The sequence below is a fragment of the Bacteroidota bacterium genome (assembly GCA_040388375.1).
Classification (GTDB): Bacteria; Bacteroidota; Bacteroidia; order UKL13-3; family UKL13-3; genus JAAFJM01.
Genome location: JAZKBU010000007.1, coordinates 350,394 through 375,479, shown reverse-complemented (window position 1 = coordinate 375,479; position 25,086 = coordinate 350,394). Strand labels below are relative to the sequence as shown.

General features: G+C 33.7%; 28 protein-coding genes. 17 read left to right on the top strand and 11 right to left on the bottom strand.

The window, feature by feature from the left end:
* The first annotated feature begins 96 nt into the window (after positions 1-96).
* Both V4538_13320 and V4538_13315 read left to right on the top strand, forming a co-directional pair.
* A complete protein-coding gene (locus tag V4538_13320; protein ID MES2382020.1) occupies positions 97-702 on the top strand; it encodes a 7-carboxy-7-deazaguanine synthase QueE in 606 nt (201 codons plus the stop codon).
* Between the two features lie 158 nt (positions 703-860).
* Entirely contained in the window at positions 861-1,229 is a 369-nt protein-coding gene (locus tag V4538_13315; protein MES2382019.1) for a response regulator, read from the top strand.
* Here V4538_13315 and V4538_13310 read toward each other — a convergent pair.
* Positions 1,226-2,332, bottom strand: coding sequence for a DNA replication/repair protein RecF (locus V4538_13310; protein MES2382018.1), 1,107 nt, complete (start codon positions 2,330-2,332; stop codon positions 1,226-1,228). The genes V4538_13315 and V4538_13310 overlap by 4 nt on opposite strands.
* Between V4538_13310 and V4538_13305 the strand changes: the two genes are divergently transcribed.
* Positions 2,327-2,650, top strand: a complete 324-nt coding sequence (locus V4538_13305; GenBank protein MES2382017.1) for an SRPBCC domain-containing protein — start codon at positions 2,327-2,329, stop codon at positions 2,648-2,650. The two genes, V4538_13310 and V4538_13305, sit on opposite strands and share 6 nt — an antisense overlap.
* Positions 2,651-2,932: 282 nt before the next feature.
* Here the strand turns inward: V4538_13305 and V4538_13300 are convergent, their stop codons facing one another.
* From V4538_13300 to V4538_13290, 3 genes are read right to left on the bottom strand one after another with little or no spacing between them, the layout of a single operon-like run.
* Entirely contained in the window at positions 2,933-4,183 is a 1,251-nt protein-coding gene (locus V4538_13300; GenBank protein MES2382016.1) for a hypothetical protein, read from the bottom strand.
* Positions 4,158-4,598: a Rieske (2Fe-2S) protein gene (locus tag V4538_13295; GenBank protein MES2382015.1), complete on the bottom strand. Its 441-nt coding sequence runs from the start codon at positions 4,596-4,598 to the stop codon at positions 4,158-4,160. Before V4538_13295 ends, V4538_13300 begins: the two co-directional genes overlap by 26 nt.
* 2 nt (positions 4,599-4,600) lie before the next feature.
* Complete coding sequence (locus V4538_13290) at positions 4,601-5,803, bottom strand: di-heme oxidoredictase family protein (GenBank protein ID MES2382014.1); 1,203 nt, start codon at positions 5,801-5,803, stop codon at positions 4,601-4,603.
* 113 nt (positions 5,804-5,916) lie between these two features.
* Here V4538_13290 and V4538_13285 point away from each other — a divergent pair, with 113 nt between their 5' ends.
* Entirely contained in the window at positions 5,917-6,570 is a 654-nt protein-coding gene (locus tag V4538_13285) for a metal-dependent transcriptional regulator (GenBank protein ID MES2382013.1), read from the top strand.
* Here V4538_13285 and V4538_13280 read toward each other — a convergent pair.
* The 4 genes from V4538_13280 to V4538_13265 are packed head-to-tail and all read right to left on the bottom strand — an operon-like array spanning position 6,567 to position 10,269.
* Positions 6,567-7,406 carry a GNAT family N-acetyltransferase gene (locus tag V4538_13280; protein ID MES2382012.1) on the bottom strand — a complete coding sequence of 280 codons (840 nt, stop codon included), beginning with the start codon at positions 7,404-7,406 and terminating at the stop codon, positions 6,567-6,569. The two genes, V4538_13285 and V4538_13280, sit on opposite strands and share 4 nt — an antisense overlap.
* A gap of 1 nt (position 7,407) precedes the next feature.
* Entirely contained in the window at positions 7,408-8,145 is a 738-nt protein-coding gene (locus tag V4538_13275) for a carbon-nitrogen hydrolase family protein (protein ID MES2382011.1), read from the bottom strand.
* Positions 8,099-9,772, bottom strand: a complete 1,674-nt coding sequence (locus tag V4538_13270; GenBank protein ID MES2382010.1) for a serine hydrolase domain-containing protein — start codon at positions 9,770-9,772, stop codon at positions 8,099-8,101. The genes V4538_13275 and V4538_13270 overlap by 47 nt, the downstream gene beginning before the upstream one ends.
* 20 nt (positions 9,773-9,792) lie before the next feature.
* Positions 9,793-10,269 carry an OsmC family protein gene (locus V4538_13265; GenBank protein MES2382009.1) on the bottom strand — a complete coding sequence of 159 codons (477 nt, stop codon included), beginning with the start codon at positions 10,267-10,269 and terminating at the stop codon, positions 9,793-9,795.
* Positions 10,270-10,381: 112 nt separating this feature from the next.
* On the opposite strand from V4538_13265, the gene V4538_13260 reads away from it, so the two are divergent.
* The 12 genes from V4538_13260 to V4538_13205 all read left to right on the top strand — a co-directional run bounded on the left by V4538_13260 (position 10,382) and on the right by V4538_13205 (position 21,117).
* Positions 10,382-11,059, top strand: a complete 678-nt coding sequence (locus V4538_13260; GenBank protein MES2382008.1) for a response regulator transcription factor — start codon at positions 10,382-10,384, stop codon at positions 11,057-11,059.
* On the top strand, positions 11,052-12,317 hold the full coding sequence (locus V4538_13255) for a HAMP domain-containing sensor histidine kinase (protein MES2382007.1): 1,266 nt from the start codon (positions 11,052-11,054) through the stop codon (positions 12,315-12,317). Before V4538_13260 ends, V4538_13255 begins: the two co-directional genes overlap by 8 nt.
* Before the next feature lie 60 nt (positions 12,318-12,377).
* Positions 12,378-12,821 carry a PepSY-like domain-containing protein gene (locus V4538_13250; protein ID MES2382006.1) on the top strand — a complete coding sequence of 148 codons (444 nt, stop codon included), beginning with the start codon at positions 12,378-12,380 and terminating at the stop codon, positions 12,819-12,821.
* Positions 12,822-12,837: 16 nt separating this feature from the next.
* Positions 12,838-15,249: an outer membrane beta-barrel family protein gene (locus V4538_13245; protein ID MES2382005.1), complete on the top strand. Its 2,412-nt coding sequence runs from the start codon at positions 12,838-12,840 to the stop codon at positions 15,247-15,249.
* A 36-nt stretch (positions 15,250-15,285) separates the two neighbouring features.
* Complete coding sequence (locus V4538_13240) at positions 15,286-15,738, top strand: hypothetical protein (GenBank protein ID MES2382004.1); 453 nt, start codon at positions 15,286-15,288, stop codon at positions 15,736-15,738.
* Positions 15,739-15,920: 182 nt separating this feature from the next.
* Positions 15,921-16,580: a MarR family winged helix-turn-helix transcriptional regulator gene (locus V4538_13235; protein ID MES2382003.1), complete on the top strand. Its 660-nt coding sequence runs from the start codon at positions 15,921-15,923 to the stop codon at positions 16,578-16,580.
* Positions 16,580-18,073, top strand: coding sequence for a phytoene desaturase family protein (gene crtI, locus V4538_13230; GenBank protein ID MES2382002.1), 1,494 nt, complete (start codon positions 16,580-16,582; stop codon positions 18,071-18,073). Before V4538_13235 ends, crtI begins: the two co-directional genes overlap by 1 nt.
* Entirely contained in the window at positions 18,057-18,893 is an 837-nt protein-coding gene (locus tag V4538_13225) for a phytoene/squalene synthase family protein (protein ID MES2382001.1), read from the top strand. The genes crtI and V4538_13225 overlap by 17 nt, the downstream gene beginning before the upstream one ends.
* Positions 18,890-19,351 (top strand): hypothetical protein, encoded by a 462-nt coding sequence (locus V4538_13220; protein MES2382000.1) that lies wholly within the window; start codon positions 18,890-18,892, stop codon positions 19,349-19,351. Before V4538_13225 ends, V4538_13220 begins: the two co-directional genes overlap by 4 nt.
* A 22-nt stretch (positions 19,352-19,373) precedes the next feature.
* Entirely contained in the window at positions 19,374-19,826 is a 453-nt protein-coding gene (locus V4538_13215) for a beta-carotene hydroxylase (protein MES2381999.1), read from the top strand.
* 2 nt (positions 19,827-19,828) lie between these two features.
* Positions 19,829-20,569, top strand: a complete 741-nt coding sequence (locus V4538_13210; GenBank protein MES2381998.1) for a lycopene cyclase domain-containing protein — start codon at positions 19,829-19,831, stop codon at positions 20,567-20,569.
* Between the two features lie 113 nt (positions 20,570-20,682).
* A complete protein-coding gene (locus V4538_13205; protein MES2381997.1) occupies positions 20,683-21,117 on the top strand; it encodes a hypothetical protein in 435 nt (144 codons plus the stop codon).
* 298 nt (positions 21,118-21,415) lie between these two features.
* Here V4538_13205 and V4538_13200 read toward each other — a convergent pair whose 3' ends face one another.
* From V4538_13200 to V4538_13190, 3 genes are all read right to left on the bottom strand, one after another.
* The gene (locus tag V4538_13200) at positions 21,416-22,801 is read right to left on the bottom strand and encodes a hypothetical protein (protein MES2381996.1); all 1,386 of its coding nucleotides are present in this window, start codon (positions 22,799-22,801) and stop codon (positions 21,416-21,418) included.
* A gap of 61 nt (positions 22,802-22,862) precedes the next feature.
* On the bottom strand, positions 22,863-23,252 hold the full coding sequence (locus tag V4538_13195; protein ID MES2381995.1) for a hypothetical protein: 390 nt from the start codon (positions 23,250-23,252) through the stop codon (positions 22,863-22,865).
* Between the two features lie 9 nt (positions 23,253-23,261).
* A complete protein-coding gene (locus V4538_13190) occupies positions 23,262-23,642 on the bottom strand; it encodes a hypothetical protein (protein ID MES2381994.1) in 381 nt (126 codons plus the stop codon).
* 691 nt (positions 23,643-24,333) lie between these two features.
* Here V4538_13190 and V4538_13185 point away from each other — a divergent pair.
* Entirely contained in the window at positions 24,334-25,035 is a 702-nt protein-coding gene (locus V4538_13185; protein MES2381993.1) for a hypothetical protein, read from the top strand.
* Positions 25,036-25,086 lie beyond the last annotated feature (51 nt).

The following is a 25,086-nucleotide window of genomic DNA, read 5'->3' as shown; positions in this document are numbered from 1 at the left end:
TTGGCACATGTATGGTAACCCCATAGTTTTGTTGTACAAGCATTAACAATTAATTTATAAGCATTATTAATTATATTGCAGTCCTTTTTTAACATAATGAATAGTAGTCAACTTCCTTTAATGGAACATTTTTATACCATACAGGGGGAGGGTTACCATACAGGTAGCGCTGCTTATTTTGTACGCCTTGGTGGTTGCGATGTAGAGTGTGTGTGGTGCGATGTAAAAGAAAGTTGGGATGCTGCCAAGCATCCGCAAGTAAACATTGATACCATTTTAGAATATATAACAACAGCTAAAGCAAAATTGGCTGTAATTACAGGTGGCGAACCTTTATTACATAACTTGGATGCTTTAACTGCTTTGCTTAAGCAAAATAATATTGAAACAAATATTGAAACAAGTGGCTCTAGTCCATTAAGCGGCCATTGGGATTGGATTTGTTTATCGCCTAAAAAATTTAAAGCCCCGATTAGTGAAGTAATTGAAAAAGCCAACGAACTGAAAGTAGTTGTGTTTAATAAAACTGATTTTGAGTGGGCTGAAAAATATGCAAGTCAGGTAAACAGCACCTGCAAACTATACTTACAACCTGAGTGGGATAAAGCCGAGCAGGTATTGCCATTAATTATTGAGTATGTAAAACAAAATCCGCAATGGAAAATAAGTTTACAAACGCATAAATATTTAATGATTCCTTAAGTAAACTTTTCTTTTAAAAAATACGTTTATAGGGTACTTATAGCTTTTGTTGTGAGTGACCATAATTTTGGTTTAATAACATTTTCTTTATTTAAATAGGATAGAAAGTGACATCTGAAAATTAAAATTATTTATCACATTTGAAAAAAACATAATGTATGAAAAACTTAACATTTCTTATTGTAGAAGACGATGAGGTAACACGCGAAGTATTACGTAAAACATTGACAGGTTTAAACTATAAAAATATTTTAACTTGTAGCAATGGGTTTGATGCTATTGATATTGTACGTAAGGATAATATTGATATTTGTATTATGGATATTGAACTGAATAACAAATTAGATGGTGTTGATACCGCTAAGCTAATTGGTACCAGTTCAAAAGTTATTTTTACTTCGGGTAATAAAGAAAGCGAAACGTTTAAACGTATTAGCGAAGCCAATAGCTACGGTTTTTTATCAAAACCTATTACTCCTCAAATGCTTCAACAATCTATTGAATTGGCTTTAAGTGCTACTAACTAAGTAAGCACAGAGCCTTTATTTATTTCAAAATATTTAATGGTGGCTTGAAGATTTTGTAACATATTTTCAAGTCTTCCTTTATCGGTGTCGCTTATAAATATTTGCCCAAAATTATCGTGGGCTATCATGTTTAGTATAATTTGTAAGCGATTGTTATCAAGCTTTTCAAAAATATCATCTAACAGCAACAGGGGCTTGGTACCTGTTTGATTTTTTAAATAATCGTATTGTGCTAATTTGAGGGCTATAATAAATGATTTCTGTTGCCCCTGGCTACCCATTTTTTTCAGCGGATAGTTATTTATTTCAAAAATAAAATCGTCCTTATGAATGCCCTTGCCTGTGCGTTGGCTTGCTTTATCTATATGGATGTTATTTTGCAATAATTCACTGATTGTGTTTTCGTGTAATTGACTTTCATATTTTAAACCAATTACTTCTGCTTCCTGACTAATTAGGTTATAAAACTGCAGGAACAAAGGTTCAAACTGAGCAAGAAACTCTCTACGCTTTTTAAATATAAACTCTCCACTTTCTATCAGTTTTTCATCGTAAATAGTAAGCAGGCTATTATCAAAATAGTTTTGCTCAAAAAAGCTTTTTAGTAAGGCATTGCGTTGTTCTAAGGCTTTGTTGTATTGTATCAATTGAAACAAATATTCTTTATCAAATTGCGAAATAAAAGCATCCATGAATTTCCTACGTTCTTCACTGCCTTCGTGTATCAGGTAAATATCGTTAGGGGCAATAATGACTAAAGGGTAGGAGCCTATGTGTGCTGATAATTTATTGTATAAAGTATTGTTTACTTTTAGTTTTTTCTTGCTTCCTTTTTGAATAATTAACTGTATGTTTTCTTCTGAATTGTTTTTTACAAACACGCCATTTAAACTCATTTCACTTTCGTTGTGAAGTATATTTAACTGGTCTTGTAGCTGAAAATAACTTTTGGTAAAACACAAATAATAAATAGCATCCAATACATTGGTTTTACCACTTCCATTGAGGCCAACAAAACAATTAATTTGTGGACTGAATTCAAATTTAGCAGCAGCATAATTCTTAAAATTATATAATCGTAACGATTGTAATTGTAGGTGCATGAATGGTCAAATATAGAAATGTTTTACTATATGCAGTTAAGCTTGGAATGGGACGGGAAATTATTTGAACAATGGGGACAGGTTTTAGCTGTTAAACCCAATGAGTTGGTTAAGTATAGTTGGTTTGCACCTTGGCCTGACTTGGAGGATAAGCCTGAAAATTATTTTATAATGAGTTATATATTAACACCTGAAAATGGATTGGTTATATTGGAAATTATACAGGAAGATAACAGACCCAATGCTCTGCAGGAAGCGCCACAGGGCGAAGAAAATCCTGTGTTAAAAGCTTTAAGAAATTTAGCTGAAACGCTTTAAATAAAGCAGCTGTTAAATTCCGATTGTCAGTGTTTCGTCATTTAAAATACAAATGATTTTGAAAATAAATTTTACTATTTTTTAGTAATAATTTGCACGTATCGCAACACTCGTTAACTATATTAAAAAACAGGCTTCGCGTATTTATATTTTTTATAGGATGAATACGTGGGACAAGGAAAATACTTTATACTTGTTTCTTTTCCTTATGCTTGTTATTGGTTTCCTGGTATTGTTTATTCATATATACCATTACTGCTAAATAAGCTTGTATGAATGGTTTTAAAAGTAAGTAGAGAAACCAAACTGAATAATACCTGTACGTGCGGGTAGGTTACCTAAAAAGTCTGTTTGTTCCTGATAGCGATAGTTAAACCGCAAAACGGTTGTACCAACAGGCCTAAAAGCAATAGTCGGAACAATAGCCCAAATATCGTCAGCAATATTTCCATTTGTTTCTCTGAATTTTCCTTGGTTATAATCGGCATACTCAAGCCTTACACCTAAATTTAATTTTGCTTTATCCCAACCAAACATTTGCCTTTGTAATAGGGTACCTACTATATCTACAAAACCTCCAAACTGTTCTGTACCGAAAGTCTGGCTGTAGGTCTCAGGTACATCAACCATTACTTTAACAACTTCACCGGTAATGTTCAGTTTGTTTTTAAGCAGTGATGTGTTAAAGTCAAAAGCCATGGCGGTAGCTGTTCTTTTGTTGTCTATGGTTAAACCATCTTTTTGAAATTTGTTATAAACTCCTGACATATATGACAAACCAATTTCCCCGATTTTTCGGTTACGAATAGCTACTTTGCCAGTAAACATAGGTAATCCGCTATTGCTTTCTTCAAATTTTTCCGCATTTGATTTGCCTGCTGCCAAGGAAGTTCTGTTTAATTCGTTCGAAATTACTTTATCATCAAAACCATTGGTTAAATAAGCCTCGTAACCGAGTACCCAACCGCGTGTAAAATATTTTCCGTGTAACCCAAAACCCACATTGGAGAGAGTGGCTGCTAAAATAGTTGTTGATGCAATGGGGCGGTCTATAAAATCCCAACGCGGGCCATCGTGGTTTTGGTTAAATGCACCAATAGGGTTCATGATTACTCCACCTCTTAAATTTACGAGTGGATGAAACTCTATATCCATCAAGGCTGTTTCCAAGTTAATTTCTTTCGTTCCATCTTCAAATTCAATTTCTGAAATGAACTTTATTTTTTTTGCAATAGTTGATGAAAAAAACAAAGTCATTCTTCTCATTTGAAAAGAGAAACCTTCGTTAATGCCATTGGTTTGGGCATATTGTGTATTGGCTTCTAAATAGCCTCCAATGGCAATAGGTAGCTTACCTGCAGTTAAAAATGGCCTGTTGTATACCGCATCCATATTTAGTTTGCTGCTTGCGCTATCTGACGGGTTGCGTTTAATAGTTGTACTGGTATCGGTTTGTGCTTGTGTTATGCTTGTAACTCCTACAAGTAATAATAATGCTAAACTGTTTTTAAAGCTGTATGTAAATGTTGTCATTGTCTGTTGTAATCTTAAAACTGTGTAAATTTTGTTCGGCAGGTGGGTTTTGTACAACCCCTGTGTTTGAAAATTCGCTTCCGTGGCATGGGCAAATTAAATAGGCGCCATGTGGTTGCAGTTCGCAACCTTTGTGGCTACACTCCATTAGCAATGCACTGTAATTTTCTTCACTTGTTTTATAAACGCAAATGGGAAAATTATACTTTTCTGTTTTTACTAAAACATATTTTCTATTGACCATTTTGTCTTTTTCAATACTTATAAATTCAGACTTCTTAAGCACCAATTGATTTTTATTGACTGTTGTTTGTGCAAAATAATTGTTGGTGGCACAACTTTGTAAAAGACTTACCAGTGCTGTTGCTCCCAAACAAGCGAGGCCACAGGTTTTTATAAATTCTTTTCTATCCATAGTTAAAGCGATTGTAAGAATTTTAACAATGCAATTTTATCTGCTTGCGAAAGGTTTTGAAAATTAGTTTTGCTTTTAGCGGCTTCACCACCATGTAGTATAATAGCATCTTCAATGCTTGTAGCTCTTCCATCGTGCATAAGAAAATAACTACCTCCTTGCGATTTTGGCGAAAGGCCTAAACCCCAAAGTGCTGGAGTTTTCCATTCGTACGTTTTGGCATTTCCTTCTGTGTAGCCATCATCTAAAGTGCTTCCCATATCATGTAAGAGCAAATCAGTATAAGGGTGAAACTCTTTGTTTGATAATGCTTCTATTGTAGAAAATCCCGTTTTTAAAGTTTGTTTATGGCAGTTTTCGCAGCCTATATTTACAAATACTTGCTTACCAGTTATTACTTCGGGGTTGGTTTGTATTCTTTGTATCGGAGCTTTTATAGTTTGTAAATAAAACACTACATCATTTACTGTTTGAGTAGAAACTTCCGGATCTATATCTTGTAATGAATAAACATCTTTTGGTTGAAATACAGAAGTAATACCCATATCTTGATTATAGGCATTGGCTGTTTGGTGTAATAGATTGTAGGCTGCTGCTTTTTTTCCAAAGCGGTGAATGTATTTACCGCTTTGTGTAATGGCATTGGCATTGGGTGTAATAAAGGCAGGTAATGTAATCCAGTTGGGAACGCCTGAAATACCATCGCCATCGGCATCATATGGATCTGCCATGGCTATAATATCGGCATCGGAAACCAATTCAATGTAACCTAAACCTGTGTTGGCGGGTGGGGTAAACTTGGAGAAAGTTGCTCCCGAAGGAATTTGTTCGGGACTAAAACCGGGCATAGCCCTGTTTTGCAATTGAGGTCCACCTTGTGCCAAAAACAAATTGCCTGTGCTGTCTATTTGTCCAAAACGTGTAAGAGTTGTAAAAGGGTGGCCTTTTCCATCGCCCGCATGGCAGCTACCACAACTACTGGCTACAAAAATAGAACCCAGCCCGGTTGCTGAGGTAAATACTTCGTCATTAAAAGCTATGTCGCCTTTTAAGTGTTGACTAGCCTGTGCTGTGTTAAGTCCTTCAATGGGTCCGTCCAATATTTCATCGTCATTCAGAGCCGAAGGGCCTAGTTTCTCGCACGAAACCAGTATAAAAACACTACAAATAATGATTGTTATGATGAGTAATTTCTTTTGTGTCATTTCTCTAAAATTATTTCGCTGGTAAAACTACAAACTATAATTTGATAAACCAAATTAAAAAAATTAGATTAGTCTAATTTTTGAAATTAGGTTTATTGTTTATATTTGAAACGATGCAATCACTAACAGAAGAAAATTATTTAAAAGCAATTTATCGCCTGTCGCAACAGGGGAACCTGAAAATAACACCTACTTTAATAGCTGAAGAAATAAGTGTAAATGCGGCTTCTGTTATTGATATGATAAAAAAATTATCAGAAAAAAAATTAATAAGTTACGATAAGGTAAAGGGGGCAAAGTTGTTGGATAAGGGAAATAAAGCAGCTTTGTCAATTATTAGAAACCACCGTTTATGGGAAGTTTTTTTATTGGAAAAACTGGGCTACTCGTGGGATGTTGTGCATGAAATAGCGGAACAACTGGAACATATTAAACACCATGAACTGGCTGACAGGCTTGATAATTTTCTAGGAAATCCGCAATACGACCCACATGGTGATCCTATACCCAAGTCGAATGGTGAAATGCCAAATGCTGTTAAAACATTGTTGTCGGAAATTGAAATAGGTAAAACATTCAGGGTTGCTGCGGTAAAGGATACTTCCACTGTTTTTTTACAATATTTATTGCAGTTGTCGGTAAGTATTGGAACTAAAATAAAGGTAATTGATAAAATTCCATTTGATGGTTCTATGATTATTCAAATTGGCAAGGATACTAAAACAACGGTATCTAAAAAGTTTGCGGAGAGTTTATTGGTAGATTAAAGTTGACACTCCATTTCGTATTGTTTAATAAAGTATTTTAAGCCTACGGACTCTATGAATTGATTAGTGCCTATTGAACTTCCATCTACATTAATTACGCCCATTTCTGCTGAATAGTTACTTGCTATGTACTGAAATAATTGTGTGGCAACTCCTTTGTTTCTATAACTCTTACTTACTGCAAACTGATGAATACGTTTGGATGCTGGGTTATAAATTAAGTAGCCAATTAGTAATTCATCATCGAAAATTCCGATTGAAATATTGGTAGCGAATAAATTGTCAACTACCATGATACTATTTTGAAAAGAAGGTTCACAATCCCAAAACGATTTTAAAACAGTCCAATCATAAGCACTTAAATGAAGTATTTTGAATTTTGAAGAAGCCTCGTTTAGTTCCACTACACCTTTATAACAATTGAGTTCTCTTACTGTGGCAAAACCTGTATTTTGATATGTTTTTAAGGCAGGTTTGTTTTCAGCAATTACTTCTAACTTAATTTTATTGATGCCATTATCGGGCAGTTGAGGTAAAAGAAACTGATACATTTTTGCTGTATAGTTATTTCCTCTTTCTGTTGGAATAACTCCTGTACCCGCATTGTAAAGTACTTTTTCTCCATTTATGGCATCAACACAATGAAGCATGAAACCAATTAACTGATCATTTTTAAATGCACCAACGGATAAGCTAAATTGTACATTTTCACTGGCTATTTTGGTTTCTAAATGTTCTTTCCTGAGTTGTAACGGAATAATATAATCGGAGAATGCCTCGTTGAAGCAATCAACTATTTCATCAATACTGATATTTTCAAGGGTTGTTATTTTCATTTTAAGCTGTTATTTGGAGTGTGTACCATTGGTTATTTTCTTTTGTTACAATAAGTAAAGCTTCCTCATCGCTTGTCAATTGTGTAATTAAATGGCCTTTATTATTCCAAAATGCACTTTGTCCCGCTGCATCATATATATAGGATTGGCCTGTATAGTTTGCCATTAAAATATTCATAGCATATAAATTGGCGTATTGGCTTAATTGTTCAAATGCTTCGGCTATTCCATTGGGTGTATAAAACAAGCTGGCAACATAAAGGGTAGTTTTATTTTTGCTTGCATTAGCCGGATGCAAAGGATTTGTAATGTCGGCACATATTGCCAACGAAATGAGTTCATCTTCTAATTTAATAGTTGGGTTAAACTCAAAATTGGGTGCAAAAAATACTTCTTCTCCCTGATGCAAAAACTGTTTGGTATAAATGGAAGTGCTATTGTCAGGATGTAAAATGAATGTGCCTATATGAAGCTGCGTTTTTATTTGAATAGGTGCTCCAATTACTGTAATAATGTTCTTATCTACGGCTAACGATTTTAGTTTGTCTAACCGTGAATCATTTTCAATAAATGCCAGTTGAGACGCAGATTCACGCTGGTATCCTGTTAACGACAATTCAGGGAATACTATAAGTTGTACTCCATAATCAGCAGCTTTTGCTGCTAAGTGAAAATGAGCAGCTAAATTGGCTTCAATGTTTCCGTCTATTGGTTTTGTTTGTGCCGCGGCTATTTTCATAAAGGTCTTCTTTTACTATGTTTAAAATGCCGGTATGGTAATGAAATACCTTTCTTAAATCACCGTTATCATTAACTATATTTTTAAGGACTATAATAGTTGTTTTTGTTTGCGGGTAATAAAAATTCATACTGTTAAAGCCGGGTGCAAAGCCTGTTTGTCCCAATTGAATAATATTGTTTTCATTACTTACTGTTATGCCATATCCGTATTCAGTTTTACCAAATAAGGGGTGCTGACGAATGGCGTTTTTTTGTTTGGTTATCATTATTTCGTAAGTGGAATCTTTTAGTAATTTACCGTTGTGCAAATGCTTATTCCAAATAATTAAGTCGTGTGCGGTAGAAATAAAGCCACCTGCTGCCGGGTAGTTTAGTAAGCTTGTTGAGTCATAAAGCACACTTCCGTTGGCTTGCTCTGTATAGCCTTTTACCATATGGTGTTGCTTACTGTGCGGATGAAATGTATTTGTCATACCACAGGTTTTAAATAATTCCATTGACAATTGTTCGAACGGTTTACCTGAAGTTTGTTCTATAATATCGGCTAGTAGTTTAAAACCCAATTGTGAGTAATCATATTGGCTTCCGGCCGGGAACAGGGTTGGTTTATCCAAGGCTATTATTCCGTTTGTATGGGTGAGCAAGTGGTGTATGGTTACGGTATCGGCCCAGCTTTGTGTAAGTTGTGGTAAATACTTTTTAATAGGTGTGTGTAAGGCAATATTGCCTTTTTCAAATTGTTGTAATACTAAAACGGCTGTAAACTGTTTGCTGATGGAGCCTATACAAAATTGGTCATTTGGTTGCAGTGGTGTTTTAGTTTCTATATCAGCGTAGCCAATGGTTTTTGTATAAATCGTTTCATTATTTTGGGTAATGAGGATAACTCCGTTAAAGGGTTTAGTTGTTTTTTCGGTAAGTAAGGCATCAATTTTTGGGGCAATAGTTTTATTGCTGTGTAAGTCATAATTTCTTTTGGCCCATTTTTTACAAGGTTCAATCCACTCGGGTAAGGCTTTGTACAAAAAACCATGTCGTAAGTTGGTGTGTAATTCTATCTCGCTAAAATGATTTACTGTTAGTTTGGAGGTTTCTTTTCGTTTAATGGCTGAAACGCCATAAGGGTCAGTTGCTTCGTAAATAGAAAGAATATTGCCACAAAAATTGATATCAGGATTATCAGTTAAATCCCTTTCCTGGAAGCTGCCAATAAAAACAAAATTCACATCGGGGTTAGCTAAAAAAGTAGAAATATATTGTGCAATATAGCCACCTTTTGAAATGCCTATTACGGTAATATGATTAGGTTCTACCCCTGATTGCAACAAGCTTTTAATTTGTGTAACTACTTTTTGTGCATATATTTTTGCATCCGTATCCGCAGGGCGTTTTTCACTGAAAACAATAAAACCATCTCTTTTAAATGAGTCTAAAATTTCTTTGTATTCGGCTCTGCCATACTCGGGATTTTCAGTTTTTAAATCAAATAACTCTACAAACCGGTTATGCAAAAAAAACAGGTATTCCTTTTTTAGGGTTTTCTGTTTTGCTTGTGCTGTTGCATGATTGTTGAACAAAACAACGCCAATGCATATGAACAAGATTTGTATAAGTATTTTTTTCATGTTGATTATTTATTTCTGTTTTAACTTTTAGCCACTTCACAAACAGGATTACATTTTACTTCAAAATTAACAGAATTGGCTATGTAGCAAATTTCGTGTGCTTTGTGATGTAGCTCAATGGCTTTGTCTACCATTTCTGCACTTGCAACGGTAAAAACAGGGTTTAATATAACTTCTTTAAAGCTACCGCCACCGCTGCTTTTTTCTATCATAATACCTGTTGCGTTGTCTTTGTAATCAACTATAACTATGCCTTCCAGCGCACATACATAAAGGTAGGAAAGCATGTGGCAAGAGGAGATGGCACTTACCAATAAATCTTCCGGGTTTAGTTTATTTTTATCGCCAACCAAGGCGTTATCGGTAGTTAAATGCAATTCGGGTTTGCCTTCAATGCTTACCGTGTGGCTTCTGTCATAACCTTTTACTGTGCTTGTTCCGGTGCCTTTGTTGCCATGCCAAACGGCCTGTAATTTATAGTGGTGTTGATGTTCCATAGGTATATTTTAATTTTTACTTGCAATAAAACTATTAATATTACGCTTTCCAAAAAGGAGTTAATGTTTGCATGCTAAATTTATTCTAAATTGAACCTTTACCTTCGCTGGAATGAAATTATTGCTTATAGAAGACGAACTGGAACTGGCCCATAGCATTCAAAGTTACTTAACAGGTAATGATTTTATTTGTGAGTGGGTCATCAATAAAAAAATGGCCTTTGAAAAAATATCCATGTACGAATACGACTGTATTTTGTTGGATTTAATGTTACCTGATGGTAGTGGTTTTGATATTTTAAAAGAACTAAAAAGCCAAAATAAAACCGAAGGTGTAATTATTATTTCGGCAAAGGATACTTTGGAAACCAGAATTGAAGGCTTCCATTTTGGTGCAGATGATTACTTAACCAAACCCTTTCATCTTTCGGAATTATTGGTACGGATACAAGCATTAATCAGGAGGAAAAATTTTAAAGGAAATAATACGGTTATTCATCAGGAAATTGAAATAGATATTTTGGCTAAGACCTTAAAAATAAAAGGTAAATTCATTGATATAACAAAGAAAGAAATTGATTTGTTGCTGTATTTAATAGGTAACGAAAAGAAAGTACTTTCCAAAAGCGCTATTGCCGAGCATCTTTCGGGCGATATGGCTGATATGTTAGACAACCATGATTTTGTATATGCACATATAAAAAACGTAAAGAATAAATTGAGAATGGCCGGTTGTAATGATTATATAAAAACAGTTTATGGCTTGGGTTACAAATGGCAACATGACTAAAAAACTATTACATAAAACATTAAGGATATACCTTATTTTTTCGTTGCTTATACTCATTGTAACAGCTCCGTTGTTTTATTACATTACTGAAAAACTGTATATAGACGATGCTGATGAAGCATTGGAATTGCGTAAAAATGAATTTATGATTTATTCCTTTTCGCACTTAAAGCAAACTGATATTCCTACTTGGAACCGATTTAACCGTGATATAAAAATAGAACCAGCTAAAGGATTAACTAAAGACACTATTTTTTACAGCAACTATTACGATACGCTGGTGGCAGAACATGAACCTTATAGAGAAATTAATTTTCCTATTACCATTGAAGGCAAACCATATACCTATATGGCCAGAATTAATTTAGTAGAAGCGGAAGATTTAATGGAAAGTATTGCCTTGCTTTTTATTATCATTATTACACTGCTTTTAGGCGGCTTGTTTATAATTACTAAAAAATTATCGATTAATCTTTGGAAGCCTTTTTACCATACATTGAACCAAATAGAGCAATTTGAAATAGATAAATTGAACCAACCCGAATTGGTAACAAGCAATATTGAAGAGTTTAACCGCTTAAACCAAAGCATAGAACAACTAATAACAAAGAATATTTCTATTTACCATAACCAAAGAGAGTTTATTGAAAATGCAGCACATGAGCTACAAACGCCATTGGCTGTTTTTAAAGCAAAAATTGATACTTTAATGCAATTATCTGATGTTACGCAAGTACAATTTGAAATACTAAACTCATTGAATGATACTGTGGCTAGGTTAAACCGCCTGAACAAAAATTTATTGTTACTTTCTAAAATTGAAAACGACAATTATAGCAACAAGCAACCCATCTCATTGAATGAAAGCATAGAGAAAAACATAGCGTTTTTTACCGAGCAGGCAAAGGCTAAAAATATAGATTTAAAACTGTTATTAGCTGATTCGATTGACATAAAAGCCAATCCTGTTTTATTGGAAATACTTATTAGTAACCTATTGCTAAATGCTATTAAACACAATAAGGCTAACGGGCAAATAATAGTAGTTATATCCAATCAAACACTTATTGTATTTAATACAGGTTTGAACCAATCATTGGTGGTTGATAAATTATTCAATCGTTTTTCAAAATCAAATCCATCGGAACAAGGAAATGGATTGGGTTTAGCCATTGTTAAAAAAATAGCTGATATGAATAACTGGCCAATTGAATATGCTTTTGATAATAATTTTCATTCATTCAGCATACAATTCTAAAACACTAAATTTCTTCTAAATCAGGTTGCAACTTTGTGTTGTAAATTAATAACTACACAAATGAAAAAAACAACAATTATGATTGCAGCAGTGTTATTTTCAACACTCACTTTCGCACAAGAAACACATGAAAAAGACATTCCTGCAAAGGGTGTTCCGGCAAAAGTTAAAGAAGCTTTGCAAAAACAATTTCCCAATGCCAAAGAAGTAAAATGGGAAAAAGAAAATGACAAATACGAAGCAGCGTTTGACTTAAACAAAGCAGACTACTCCGCTTTATTTGATGTGGATGGTAATTTAATAGAAACAGAAGTGGAGATTAAATTAAGTGAACTTCCCAATGGTGTTTTAGCCTACATTAAAACAAAATATACTGGACAAAAAGTAAAAGAAGCCGCAAAAATTACGGATGCCAAAGGCACGGTAACTTATGAAGCGGAAATAAAAGGAAAGGACTTGCTATTTGATAGCAATGGACAATTTATTAAAGAAATACATGACTAAGCTTAATAGCGAAACGATGCAGCGAAAAATATTTTTAAACCTTTTGTTGATGGTGTTTTCCATAGCTTATGCTCATGCACAAAACAAGGGTGTTACCATTTCGGGCTTTATAAAAGACAAAGCGAATAAAACCGCTTTGCCTTATGTAAATGTGCTTTTAAAAACAGAAAAGGACAGCGCTTTTGTAACAGGTACTGTAAGTAACGAAGAAGGAGCATTTGTGCTCTCCAATATTAAACCCGATAATTATTATATAGAGGTTTCCTTTATTGGTTATACCATAAAAAGGCAATCGCTTTATGTAGGCAATCTGACCGATTTTTTGGCTGTGGGTTCTATTGAATTAACTGAAAAAACAAAAACTTTAAACGAAATAATACTAACGGCTAAAAAAGATGAAGTGAGTGAGAAAATGGATAAGAAAGTATTTTCAGTAGCCGATAATATAAGCCAAAGCGGAGGTTCTGTTTTACAAACCATGCAAAGTTTACCGGGTGTTACCGTGCAAGATGGAAAAGTACAATTAAGAGGCAATGATAAAGTAACCGTGTTAATTGATGGAAAACAAACTGCCTTAACGGGCTTTGGCAATCAATCGGGTTTAGACAATATTCCGGCATCGGCTATCGAAAAAATTGAAATCATTAACAACCCTTCTTCTAAATACGATGCCAATGGCAATGCGGGTATTATTAATATAGTATATAAGAAAAACAATAAAGATGGCTTTAATGGAAAAGCTGGTTTTACAACAGGCTTAGGTGCTTTGTGGGTGCGCCAGGACAATTTGCCCGGCATTAGACCCCAATACACTTTAACGCCTAAAGTCAATCCATCCATTGCGCTGAACTACAGGAAAAATAAAATAAATGCTTTTGTACAAATTGATAATTTATATACCGAAACACTGAATAAAAATGAGTTTGTAACCAGAACGTATGATGATGGAACCGTTATCAAACACCAATTAAAAAGGAATAGAAACACCAATTTTTTTACATCCAAAATAGGCTTTGACTGGAACCTAAATAAAAACAATGCCTTAACTATTTCAGCTCTGTTTGGTAGCGAAAAAATTATAGACAGGGGAGACCAACCTTTTTTTAATGGTGATTATTCAAGCAGGTTAAGGCTTTGGCAATTTTTAGAAGATGAATTGAAAACAACCGCTATGGCTACTGCTGCTTATCAGCATAGGTTTAAACAAGCCGGACATTTAATAAATATAGGTTTTAACTATACTTTTCACAGGGAAGATGAGAAATATTTTTTCGATAATATTATGCCCACTTATACGGGTGCAGATGCTTTTAAAGTATTATCGGACGAAAAGGTAGCCGACCTCAATATAGATTATATACGCCCTTTAAAATATGGTAGGATTGAAACAGGTTTCAAGTTTCGCAAAAGAGATATACCAACCAATATGCAATTTATACCGGGCATAAACTCACCGTTGGATAGCAATGCGGGTGGTTGGGCAACCTATAAGGAAATTATACCCGCTTTGTATGGCAACTATATTATAGAAACAAAAAAAATAGAAGCGGAAATAGGTTTACGCTTGGAGTATGTAAACCTTCAATACGATGTAAACCCAAACCACAATACCTATAAAAGCAATGGTTATGATTATACGCAACCCTTTCCAAACGTTCGCTTTGCTTATAAAATAAACGAGCGCCATAAAATCTCCTTGTTTTATAACCGTAGGGTGGATAGACCTAACGAAGTGGATATACGTATTTTTCCAAAGTACGATGATGCCGAAATTATTAAAGTGGGTAATCCTGCTTTGCGCCCACAGTTTACCAATTTGTGGGAGTTGGGTTATAAAACCAGTTGGAAAAAAAGTTATTTTTATGTCGCAGCATACCACCGTATGGTGGATGGAACCATTACCAGAATTTCATCCACAGTGGCAGGTAGTAATTTAATATATGCGGTATTTCAAAATGCAGGCAGAAGCTATACTACAGGCATGGAAATTATTTTATCGCATGAGCTGAGCAAATGGTATACGTTTAATATAAACCTAAATGCATACCGCAATCAAATTGATACCTTTACCGTAGAAAACAAATATCCGGTTACCAATGTATTTAGTGCTAACGAACAAGAAATATTTTCGGGAAACATAAAGCTGAACAATACCTTTCATGTGGCTAAAAACCTTGATGCGCAAGTAATGGCTACCTACTTAGCACCTGATATTATTCCGCAAAGCAAAATTGCCCAGCGTTTCTCTTTAGACTTTGGCGTAAAAAAGACCATACAAAAGGGTAGAGGCGAGTTGTTTTTAAATGCAACCGATTTATTAAATACCATGATAATTAAAAAGGAAGTGCAGGGACAAGGCTTTACCTATATCAGTACCGATTACTACGAAACCCAAGTAATTAGATTGGGTTATAGTTATAAGTTTTAGTTGGTTTTATAAAAAATAAGTATGTTTGGGTAACATATGAAAACACTCATTTATATTATTACCGGTGTATTTTTCTTATTGACCGCTTGTACAACAACGCAGACAAAAGACAATTGCAATAATCGAGTATACTATACTATTGACAGTGCATTAAACTGTGGTAACTACCCGAAAAAATATAAATCGTTCTTGTTTGCTTTGGTTAGTAAAGATATAGAAACTAATAAAAAATTGGGCTGGGATATACTAAAAGACAAAGACATTATTGAAATAGCCAAGCGTGATTATGTGTTAATAATAATAGATCCCTCAGATATCAAACTAAATCATGATTCTATACCCAATGAGTTTGCCGGTATTGTTAAACAAGCAAGACAGGAAACGTATTTTGTGGTTACCAATCGCGTACTTTATCCATTTCGTCAGTTTTATTTGAGCGAAAACAAAGAAAGAATTATTAATGAATTAGGTTTAGGTGAAGGGCCTTAATTGAGATTATTTTATCAGAGTTCATAGAAAAACAAAAAGGCTTCAAATTTTGAAGCCTTTTTGTTTTAGTAATTTATAAGTTTTCAAATAATCCAAAATAAAATAAAGGTAATTTAATATACTATTTATTGATTTGTTTATTTAAAAGTAGTTTATTTGTAAACTAATTAGAATAAATTTAGATGAATTACCAATTAATGAAAGACGCTGTTGATTTGATAAAGGAATTTGAAAATACAAATTTTGAGTCAAAACAATACTCCGGTGATGTTAATGGGTTTAAGCAATGGATGCTAAAAACATTTACAGCCGAAACTTTTACACCGGAGCCTGATTGGGAAGGAAAAGCAAATGGACGAAGCCCTGAAAGTGTTATTAATACACTTATTGTCCATATGAATAGATATGCTAAAAATTATTCTAAGTCTGCTATTTATGGCTCCGAATTTTCAACGCAGGAGGATTTTATTTACCTCATTAACCTTAAAGCTTTTGGCAATATGACCAAAATGGAGTTGATAAAAAAGAATATACAGGATAAGCCTGTTGGTATGCAAACTATCAATCGCCTTATTGAACAAGGTTGGGTAAAGCAGCAAGATTCAGAAACGGACAAGCGAAGCAAGGTAATTAGTATAACTCCAAAAGGTTTAAAAGCATTGGAGAAACAAATGGACAAAATAAGACAAGCTACCCATGTTGTAACCGGTGATTTAACCCATACTGAAAAGATGGAACTGATACGCTTATTGGATAAGCTAAACGATTTTCATAACCCGCTATACAACCAAAATTTAGAACCTGAAAAGTTGTTGGAAGAAGCTTTAAAAAGTAAAAACTAGTGAAAAAGAAAATTGCCATAATAGGATCGGGATTTTCAGGAATGTCCGCAGCTGCCTATACAGCAAAACAGGGCCATGAAGTTCACGTATTTGAAAAACATGCGCAACCCGGAGGCAGGGCCAGGCAGTTCTGTACTGAACAAGGCTATGTTTTTGATATGGGGCCTAGTTGGTATTGGATGCCAGATATTATAGAAAACTTTTTTGGTGATTTTGGTTATAAAACTTCGGACTTTTTTGAGTTGGTTTCTCTCAATCCTCAGTTTGAAATGATTTTTAAAGAGGATAAAATGTCCATACCACAATCTTATCAAGAACTAAAACAACTTTTTGAAAATATAGAAAGTGGTGCGGGAAATAAATTAGATGAGTTTATGCAAGCAGCCGAATTCAAGTATGAAGTAGGGATGAGAGATTTTGTAAACAAACCTTGTCATAACTGGATGGAATTTGTTTCTCCAAAAACTTTAAAAAGTGCTGTGAAATTAGACCTGCTAAGCAATTTCAGAAGCTATGTGGCAAAATATTTTTCAAACGAAAAGTTGAGAACATTAATGGAGTTTCCTGTTATTTTTCTCGGAGCTTCACCTAAAAATATTCCCGCCTTATATAGCTTAATGAATTATGGTGGCTATGTATTAGGTACCCATTACCCAATGGGTGGATTTTACCAGCTGGTATTGGCTATGCAAAAAGTAGGAGAGCAGCAAGGGGCTACATTCCATTTTAACCAGACAATTGAAAAAATAAATGTAGAAAACAATAAGGTAACCTCCCTTCAAATAAATGGAGAAAAGCAATATTTTGATATGGTGATTGCTTCATCAGACTACCACCATACGGAAAGTTTACTGGAAGCAAATTACAGGAATTACAATGAAGCGTATTGGGAAAAGAAAACTTTTGCTCCGTCATGCCTAATATACTACCTGGGTTTTAAAGAGAAAATTCCCAACCTTAAGCACCACACATTATTTTTTGAAAATGATTTAGACGAGCATATTGATGCTATATATAATACAAAAGAATGGCCGGAAAATCCATTGTTTTATTGTTGCTGCCCTTCTAAAACAGACCCCCATGTAGCACCGGAGTATGGCGAAAATATTTTTTTACTAATGCCTTTGGCTATAGGAATTAATGATGATGATGAAGTGCGTGAAAAATATTTAAAACAAATGATTGAGCGTTTAGAGCAATTAACCAAAACACAAGGGCTGTTATCAAAAATGGAATACAAAAGAAGTTATAGTGTTTCCAATTTTATAAAAGACTACAGTGCTTACGGAGGTAATGCTTACGGACTTGCTAATACGCTTGCTCAAACCGCAGTATTGAAACCAAAAATAAAGAATAAAAAAATTAAAAATCTTTTTTACACAGGCCAGTTAACTGTACCCGGCCCGGGTGTACCACCATCCATTATCTCGGGTAAAATTGTGGCCAATGAAGTAAATAAAATTAAATCTGATATGTATGAAAAAGCTATTTGATGAACTTTCCTATGAAGTAAGTAAAAGTACAACAAAAAAGTACAGCACCAGTTTCTCCCTAGGTATATTGGCTTTAAATAAATCCATTAGGCCTGCTATATATGCTATTTATGGTTATGTGAGATTGGCAGATGAGATAGTAGACAGTTTTCACGATTATGATAAAGCTACATTGTTGCGTAGATTTAAAACGGAAACAAATCAGGCATTAACGGAACGAATATCGCTAAACCCTATTTTGCAATCGTTTCAGGAAACGGTACATCAATATAATATTGATACCATATTGATTGACCAGTTCCTGCATAGTATGGAAATGGACTTAAATAAAATAGATTATACTTCGGAATTGTACAATGAATATATATATGGTTCGGCAGAGGTGGTTGGTTTAATGTGTTTACAGGTTTTTACCAATGGTAACAAAGCCGATTACGAAAAACTAAAACCTTATGCCATGAAATTAGGTTCGGCTTTTCAAAAAGTAAATTTCCTGCGCGATTTAAAAGACGATTATCAAATTCTAGGACGGACTTACTTTCCCGATATTGATTTTCGTTTGCTTGATAATCGGGTGAAATGCAAAATAGAAAATGATATTGAAAGCGAATTTAAAGAAGCTTTAGTTGGTATTCAAATACTTCCTAGCTCTTCAAAGTTTGGTGTTTACCTGGCATATACCTACTATAAATTCCTGTTCAAAAAAATAAAATCAACTTCGCTTGAGAGTGTTCTGAAAAACCGAATAAGGATACCAAATACGCAGAAATTTTCGGTGATGATTCTTAGTTATATAAGGTATAAATTTGCCCTATTATGATGCGGTTTTCACTCCTATTGAGTTTATGTATATTATGCTCTTTCAAAAGCAATAGGGTAACTATTGATTTGGTTTATATCAGAAATCATTACGAACAGGCTATTACCAATAAAGAAATATGTACAACCATGATAGATGTTTTGAAAAAATCAAAACGGAATAATATTGAACTGGCTTATTTAGGTGGTTTGCAAACCATTTGGGCTAATCATACCATTAATCCTTTAGCAAAGTTAAAAACCTTTGATACAGGAAAAGCCAATATAGAGCAAGCAGTAAGCAATGAAAAAGATAATGTTGAGATACGTTTTGTAAGGCTTTCAGTGCAAAAAAACTGTCCTAAATTTTTAGGATACAGTAAAAGCATTACGGAAGATGAAAGCTATATAAAACAGCATCTTACTGAAGTACAGCCCGAAAGTTTAAAAAAAATGATTGCTAATGTATTAAACAATTAGCTTACCGAATAAAGCTGAAATGATGAATTTTGTAATTGTACTAAGTGTTTTTATATTAATGGAAGCCGCTACCTGGTTTATTCATAAATATATTATGCACGGATTTTTGTGGGTGTTACACAAAGACCACCACGACCATAGCAACAAGGGTCATTTTGAAAAGAACGACTACTTCTTTGTGATATTTGCTTTGCCAACTATTGCACTCATGTATGCAGGTTCATTACATCATTTCAACTATTTGTTTTTTATTGGTATAGCCATTATGCTTTATGGCATGGCTTATTTTTTTGTACACGATATTTTCATACATCAACGTATTAAGTTTTTAACCGCTACAAATAACCCTTACTTTTTAGCTTTGCGCAGGGCACACAAACAACACCACAAACACATAGGAAAAGAAGAAGGGGAGTGTTTTGGTTTTTTATTTGTGCCTTTTAAATATTTCAACATGTATTTTAAGCAAGAATAGTCATGAGAGAATTTACTTATTTTTATATTCTGTTGTGCTCAGTTAGTATTTGTTTCATTGCATCTTTCGATAAAAGGATTCAGTTTTACAAACATTTTGGAGCCTACATTAAAGCAGCTATTATTGTTGCTGTTCCTTTTATTGCGTGGGATGTATGGTTTGCCGCTCATGGGGTTTGGTGGTTTAATAAAGACTATACCCTTGGCTTTAACCTTGGCGGTTTGCCCATAGAAGAATGGTTGTTTTTTATTTGTATTCCTTTTCCATGTATTTTTACTTACTACTGTTTCGAAAAGTTTTTTAAACTTAAACGGACCTATGCTTTTAACAATATAATTGTTTTTGTAGGTGTTATTGTTTTTACGGTTATTGCGCTATTGCATTACAATAAAATTTACACTTTTGCAACAGCATTGGCAACTACACTCGCATTAATTTATTTCCATTTTATTGCCCGTATAAAATGGATTACAAAAGCCTCCCTGGTATTTTCTATATTAATGTTAGGTTTTTTTCCGGTTAATGGTATACTTACCGGAACAGGATTGGAGTCACCCATTGTTAATTACAACCCGGCCGATTTTTTGGGTATAAGAATACTGACTATACCCATTGAAGATTTTGTTTATGGTTATACCCAGTTTTTGCTGGTGCTTTACTTTTTTAAATTCTTTCAAAAAGCAGCGCGTAGAAACCAAAAAAATAAATGGGTAAGTACAATGGCTTCGGTTGAGCTTAATTAGTGTACTTGTAGCAGAATGCTATTCAAAAAAGGCAATGCTTACAAATAGGAGGTAAGTTGTTTTTTATGTATTAAGCGTGTTAAAAGAATACATTTGAAAAAATAAATATTCAGATGGATGATATAAATGATAGAAAGAAGATGGCTTGGGAGGGTTGGTTTTATGCTATACAAAGAATCGATTTATTAATAATTTCAATTAGCGGAGCAGGTATATATGTTGTATTAGAAACACTTAAATATTCAATTGAAAAAACATTATCAAATGTTTGGCAAATTAAAGGAGCAGGTATATTGTTTGTTGCCGCAATCGTAATAAATTTTTTAAGTCAGTTTACAGGTAAAGAAGCCAATGGGCATGAAATGAAAATGTGCGCTGTAAAGCTAAGCGCAAATAAGAAAAAGATTTCAAAAAATAAAAAATTAATTTCTAAGCATGACACCCTTGCTACCATTTATACAAACTGGACAAATTTTTTTAACATGTTTAGTTTTATATTAATGGTAGGAGCGTTAATAATGGTGATGTATTTTTTTATTACTTTTTAGCTGGTGGTCTACCTCCACCTGTATCAGGTCTTGGCGCATCGCGTTTTTCACGCTTTTCTGGATTTTCTCTTAGTGGAATTCTAACTGGTTCAGGGCGTTGCTGCGGTCTCGGTTCAGGTCTTGGTTGGGGTATTTTTTTGCTCATAGGTATATTTTTCTAAATTTTTTATATTCAAACATACCTGTTATTTTTAGATATACAAGTATTGAATAGAACTCTTAATTCCATGTATTTTCATAGTGAGTTTAACAAAAAGGCTTCAATATTTGAAGCCTTTTTTATTTATTTAAGTGGTTACTAGTACTCTGATAACGTAATAGTAACTAACTGATTTAATTTATTGATAAAGCTATAATCATTAGGTAAAGCTGCTGTATTACTGCTTATTTTAAACATACCTTCTCCTAAAGCATAATAGTTTTTATGTATTATATCGCCCTTCAAATTAAAAAAGTATTCTATCAATTGGTTTTCATTAATAGCAGTTAACTTAATAATATTGTTATTGTACCTGCAATCAAAAACAGAGGAATGTCGTTTCTTACCATCTGCAAAATCGGTACATTTTAAAGCAATTTTTATATTGTCTTTTAACGATTCAAAGGTCATGCTTTTGTATTGCACTATACATTCATCATTAATAAATATATTTTCGGGATAGCCTATACTTATTCTAGGGTTCACATTATTGATGCGTGGTTTTTCCAACCCTTGATATACGTATTTACCTTTTACTTTTTTATAAATAGCAAATGCAGGGTCATTTTCAGTTCTGTTTACAGTTTTTAGCTTAAATCGGTAAATATCATCACTAAGTAAATGAACATACTCTGGTGAAATATAACAATTGCTGTCACTTGGCTGATGTATTCTTTCTACTACCAAGCTATCTTTATCAATATGGTAAGTGCCTATAAAATAAGAAGGGGGCAAATAGCCTGTGTCATATTGAACGTAAACGCTATCAAATGCAAAGGGGAAAACTACTTTGTTTTTGTAAACCGTATTTGATAAAAAATCATAGGTTTTGGAGTCTCTGCTTGTACGTAAAAAATATTCTAACCATATATCTGTTTTATGCAGTTTACGATAAAACCAGGTACAAATGGAATCGTTGTTAAAATTAATTTCTTTTACTAATTTCAGGTTATTATCAAAAACAAATAAAGCTTCACCATAACCTGCTATAATTAAGTTTTTCTCAGATTTTGATATGGTAAAAAAATCTATCAAAGGTCTTATTTGGGGTACTTCCTTAATGCTTACATTTACCCTACGGTCTTTGCAGAACCAGTTAATTTGCGGTACATAATTATTGATATAATCAAGGTTAAAATGGCTAAGTATTTTATTAGAGTCGCTTACTATGGCTCCCATACCTTTAACTATATAATTACTGTCAAAGGCATTGTAAAAATCCACTAACGAATCGTTTTGAATAATACGGTAATTGGTAAATGTTTTAGGAAAGTTGCTTTTAATAAAATAAGCTATTTGCTCTTCATTAATATCAGTTCTAAAATAAAGTGTTTTGGCAATAACAGAATCAATAATATTGGTTCCTTTAATGGTGTGCAGGCAATAACGGCAGGTTTTTGGGTTTACCACTATTACCAATTTATTTTTGGCTTGTATGCCTAAGCTAGTGAATATATAAAAAGTAATGAGTATAAATTGTTTCATGTTTGAAATATAAATAACTGCAAGGAAAGTCCTTGCAGTTATTTGGTTTTGGTTTAATTAATTAAGGTAAATGGATTGGTGGTGAAGTAACAAAAATAAAGCAACCTGTTTCGTCCTCGCTTACCAATACTTGGTTTACATCATACTTAACAAGGTTTGTTTCATTAACATTGGTTGATTGGTTTAAGTAAACATAATAACCACTGGTACCCGCATTAACTGCTGCTTTATTAACTATAAAAGCACATTTACCCGGACCGTTTTCGCATTTAAACCAACCATCGGGTGTTTCGCGTAAAGTGCCGTACTCCCAACGTCCATCCATAGGTGTAGGTAATTCCCATATAGGTGATTTTACCTTTTTATTTGTTTTATGCTTTTTTCCATTTTTAGCATTTACTAATCCAATAGCTAAAAAGCATACTGCTGTAAGTAGTATTATTTTTTTCATACTCGTTGTTTAGTTTAATTCAATAGGTGGAACAGTTTTAAAAATTACTTCTCCGTTTTCATCCCTGTCAAACAGTATATCTTCTACATCGTATTTTTTAATTACTGTTTCGCCCGAAGTTTGCGAAGTGTTTAAATACAGGTAATAGCCTGTAGTAGGTAAATCTACCGCTACTTTTTTAATAATAAGTGCACATTTATCAGTTCCTGATTCACACCTCATCCAACCTGATTCTGATTTTCTTAATTCACCATAACGCCATTCACCGGGTAGTGGTTGCTCCGGTGTAGTATTTGTTTGTTTAGCTATTGGAGTTGGCTTTTTTGTTTTAGCATAAGCCACTCCAAATAATAAAAGGCATGCAAGCCCTGTTAATATTTTCTTTTTCATTTTACTTATTGTTTTAATGTTTTGAAAAAATTGATTTCATTTTTGCTCCATTTTGTAGCTACCAAAAATTGTGCGATACAAACTAATATATTAAAAAATATATAATCAATAGGAGAAATACTCTTTTTTGGTAGGGGAAACACTCTTTTTTTTGTAGTATAAATACTCTTTTATACTTGATAAGCTCTTTTAAATATAATAGAAATGGCTATTTTGTAGATTTTGAATGATATTTTGTATTGCTAATATTATCTATTTATAAATTCGTAGATAAATAAATATATTATTATTAGAAAACTAACTAAGTTGTATTAGCGTTTTTACATTCATTCCGCGTTTTGGGACTATACTAAAAAAAGTTTTTACATACAGTCCCAATTTTTACCCTATAGTAAAAATACTTTTTATATATAGTCTCCGTTTTGGGAACGTACTAAAAAAAGTTTTTACATACGTTCCGCGTTTTTACCCTATAGTAAAAATAGTTTTTATATATAGTCCGCATTTTAGGAATGTACTAAAAAAAGTTTTTACATACGTTCCGTGTTTTTACCCTATAGCAAAAATACTTTTTACCTATAGTCTCCGTTTTAGGAACGTATTAAATTGAAAATTTTTATACAAATTGATATACTATTTAACACGAAATTTTTTTGCGTTGCGTTATTAATTGTATAAATAAGTTTCACTAATGAAATACTCTAGATTAACCAGCAATTTGTTCGGCAGTAAAAATTTTAGCCGAAATGAACTCAACCTATTTGCTACAGATTTAATCAGCCGATTAACTACCATGCAAAACTCTGTATTACCCGCAGCCGACAAAACGCTGCTGATTAGCTTACACCAGGACTTTGTAAGCACCTATGGTACGCTGGCTATAAGCAGTGCCGTACAAAAGGGTGGCACCATGAGTCGTCAGGATGCTTACGATGCGATTTTAGAATTTATTACCCGCGAAGAAGGAGCCATTAAAGCAAAGTTTGGTAAAAACACACCCATTTACACCGAGTTTTACCCGCAAGGATTAAAGGAGTACCACAGCTCTACGGTTGAGGGCATAAAAGTATTGCTGTATAGGTACAGTGCTACTGCTGCTAAATACACAGCTCAATTATCAGCCGATTTTGTACGCAACCTCACTACTTTACAAACTGCTTATGTGGATGCGAGGGAAACACAGGTATCATCCAAATCCAGCAAAAAATCATCGCAAACGGAAATGCAAAAAAACAGAAAAGCATTAACGGAGCATTTAACCACTTGTGTACTGCTTATAGCTGCCCGTACTATTGGTAATGAAGCTGCCTTTAACAGCTACTTTAACTTTGGTTTATTGCTGGTAGATAATGAAAATCCAACCCCTCCGGAAGAACCGCCTGTTACACCATAAAAAACATAGTTTTATTTATTTATTAATTAACAAAAAGCCCTTGTAGTCATT

What these genes read in the sequence shown, in the direction of transcription:
- V4538_13290 (MES2382014.1), bottom strand. Translation starts at nt 5,803, where the DNA reads ATGACACAAAAGAAATTACTCATCATAACAATCATTATTTGTAGTGTT.
- V4538_13240 (MES2382004.1), top strand. Translation starts at nt 15,286, where the DNA reads ATGAAAACACTCATTTATATTATTACCGGTGTATTTTTCTTATTGACC.
- V4538_13215 (MES2381999.1), top strand. Translation starts at nt 19,374, where the DNA reads ATGAATTTTGTAATTGTACTAAGTGTTTTTATATTAATGGAAGCCGCT.
- V4538_13210 (MES2381998.1), top strand. Translation starts at nt 19,829, where the DNA reads ATGAGAGAATTTACTTATTTTTATATTCTGTTGTGCTCAGTTAGTATT.
- V4538_13265 (MES2382009.1), bottom strand. Translation starts at nt 10,269, where the DNA reads ATGGAACATCAACACCACTATAAATTACAGGCCGTTTGGCATGGCAAC.
- V4538_13315 (MES2382019.1), top strand. Translation starts at nt 861, where the DNA reads ATGAAAAACTTAACATTTCTTATTGTAGAAGACGATGAGGTAACACGC.
- V4538_13280 (MES2382012.1), bottom strand. Translation starts at nt 7,406, where the DNA reads ATGAAAATAACAACCCTTGAAAATATCAGTATTGATGAAATAGTTGAT.
- V4538_13205 (MES2381997.1), top strand. Translation starts at nt 20,683, where the DNA reads ATGGATGATATAAATGATAGAAAGAAGATGGCTTGGGAGGGTTGGTTT.
- V4538_13185 (MES2381993.1), top strand. Translation starts at nt 24,334, where the DNA reads ATGAAATACTCTAGATTAACCAGCAATTTGTTCGGCAGTAAAAATTTT.
- V4538_13310 (MES2382018.1), bottom strand. Translation starts at nt 2,332, where the DNA reads ATGCACCTACAATTACAATCGTTACGATTATATAATTTTAAGAATTAT.
- V4538_13320 (MES2382020.1), top strand. Translation starts at nt 97, where the DNA reads ATGAATAGTAGTCAACTTCCTTTAATGGAACATTTTTATACCATACAG.
- V4538_13300 (MES2382016.1), bottom strand. Translation starts at nt 4,183, where the DNA reads ATGACAACATTTACATACAGCTTTAAAAACAGTTTAGCATTATTATTA.
- V4538_13260 (MES2382008.1), top strand. Translation starts at nt 10,382, where the DNA reads ATGAAATTATTGCTTATAGAAGACGAACTGGAACTGGCCCATAGCATT.
- V4538_13245 (MES2382005.1), top strand. Translation starts at nt 12,838, where the DNA reads ATGCAGCGAAAAATATTTTTAAACCTTTTGTTGATGGTGTTTTCCATA.
- V4538_13270 (MES2382010.1), bottom strand. Translation starts at nt 9,772, where the DNA reads ATGAAAAAAATACTTATACAAATCTTGTTCATATGCATTGGCGTTGTT.
- V4538_13200 (MES2381996.1), bottom strand. Translation starts at nt 22,801, where the DNA reads ATGAAACAATTTATACTCATTACTTTTTATATATTCACTAGCTTAGGC.
- V4538_13190 (MES2381994.1), bottom strand. Translation starts at nt 23,642, where the DNA reads ATGAAAAAGAAAATATTAACAGGGCTTGCATGCCTTTTATTATTTGGA.
- V4538_13285 (MES2382013.1), top strand. Translation starts at nt 5,917, where the DNA reads ATGCAATCACTAACAGAAGAAAATTATTTAAAAGCAATTTATCGCCTG.
- V4538_13225 (MES2382001.1), top strand. Translation starts at nt 18,057, where the DNA reads ATGAAAAAGCTATTTGATGAACTTTCCTATGAAGTAAGTAAAAGTACA.
- V4538_13220 (MES2382000.1), top strand. Translation starts at nt 18,890, where the DNA reads ATGATGCGGTTTTCACTCCTATTGAGTTTATGTATATTATGCTCTTTC.
- V4538_13255 (MES2382007.1), top strand. Translation starts at nt 11,052, where the DNA reads ATGACTAAAAAACTATTACATAAAACATTAAGGATATACCTTATTTTT.
- V4538_13275 (MES2382011.1), bottom strand. Translation starts at nt 8,145, where the DNA reads ATGAAAATAGCCGCGGCACAAACAAAACCAATAGACGGAAACATTGAA.
- V4538_13250 (MES2382006.1), top strand. Translation starts at nt 12,378, where the DNA reads ATGAAAAAAACAACAATTATGATTGCAGCAGTGTTATTTTCAACACTC.
- V4538_13295 (MES2382015.1), bottom strand. Translation starts at nt 4,598, where the DNA reads ATGGATAGAAAAGAATTTATAAAAACCTGTGGCCTCGCTTGTTTGGGA.
- V4538_13235 (MES2382003.1), top strand. Translation starts at nt 15,921, where the DNA reads ATGAATTACCAATTAATGAAAGACGCTGTTGATTTGATAAAGGAATTT.
- V4538_13195 (MES2381995.1), bottom strand. Translation starts at nt 23,252, where the DNA reads ATGAAAAAAATAATACTACTTACAGCAGTATGCTTTTTAGCTATTGGA.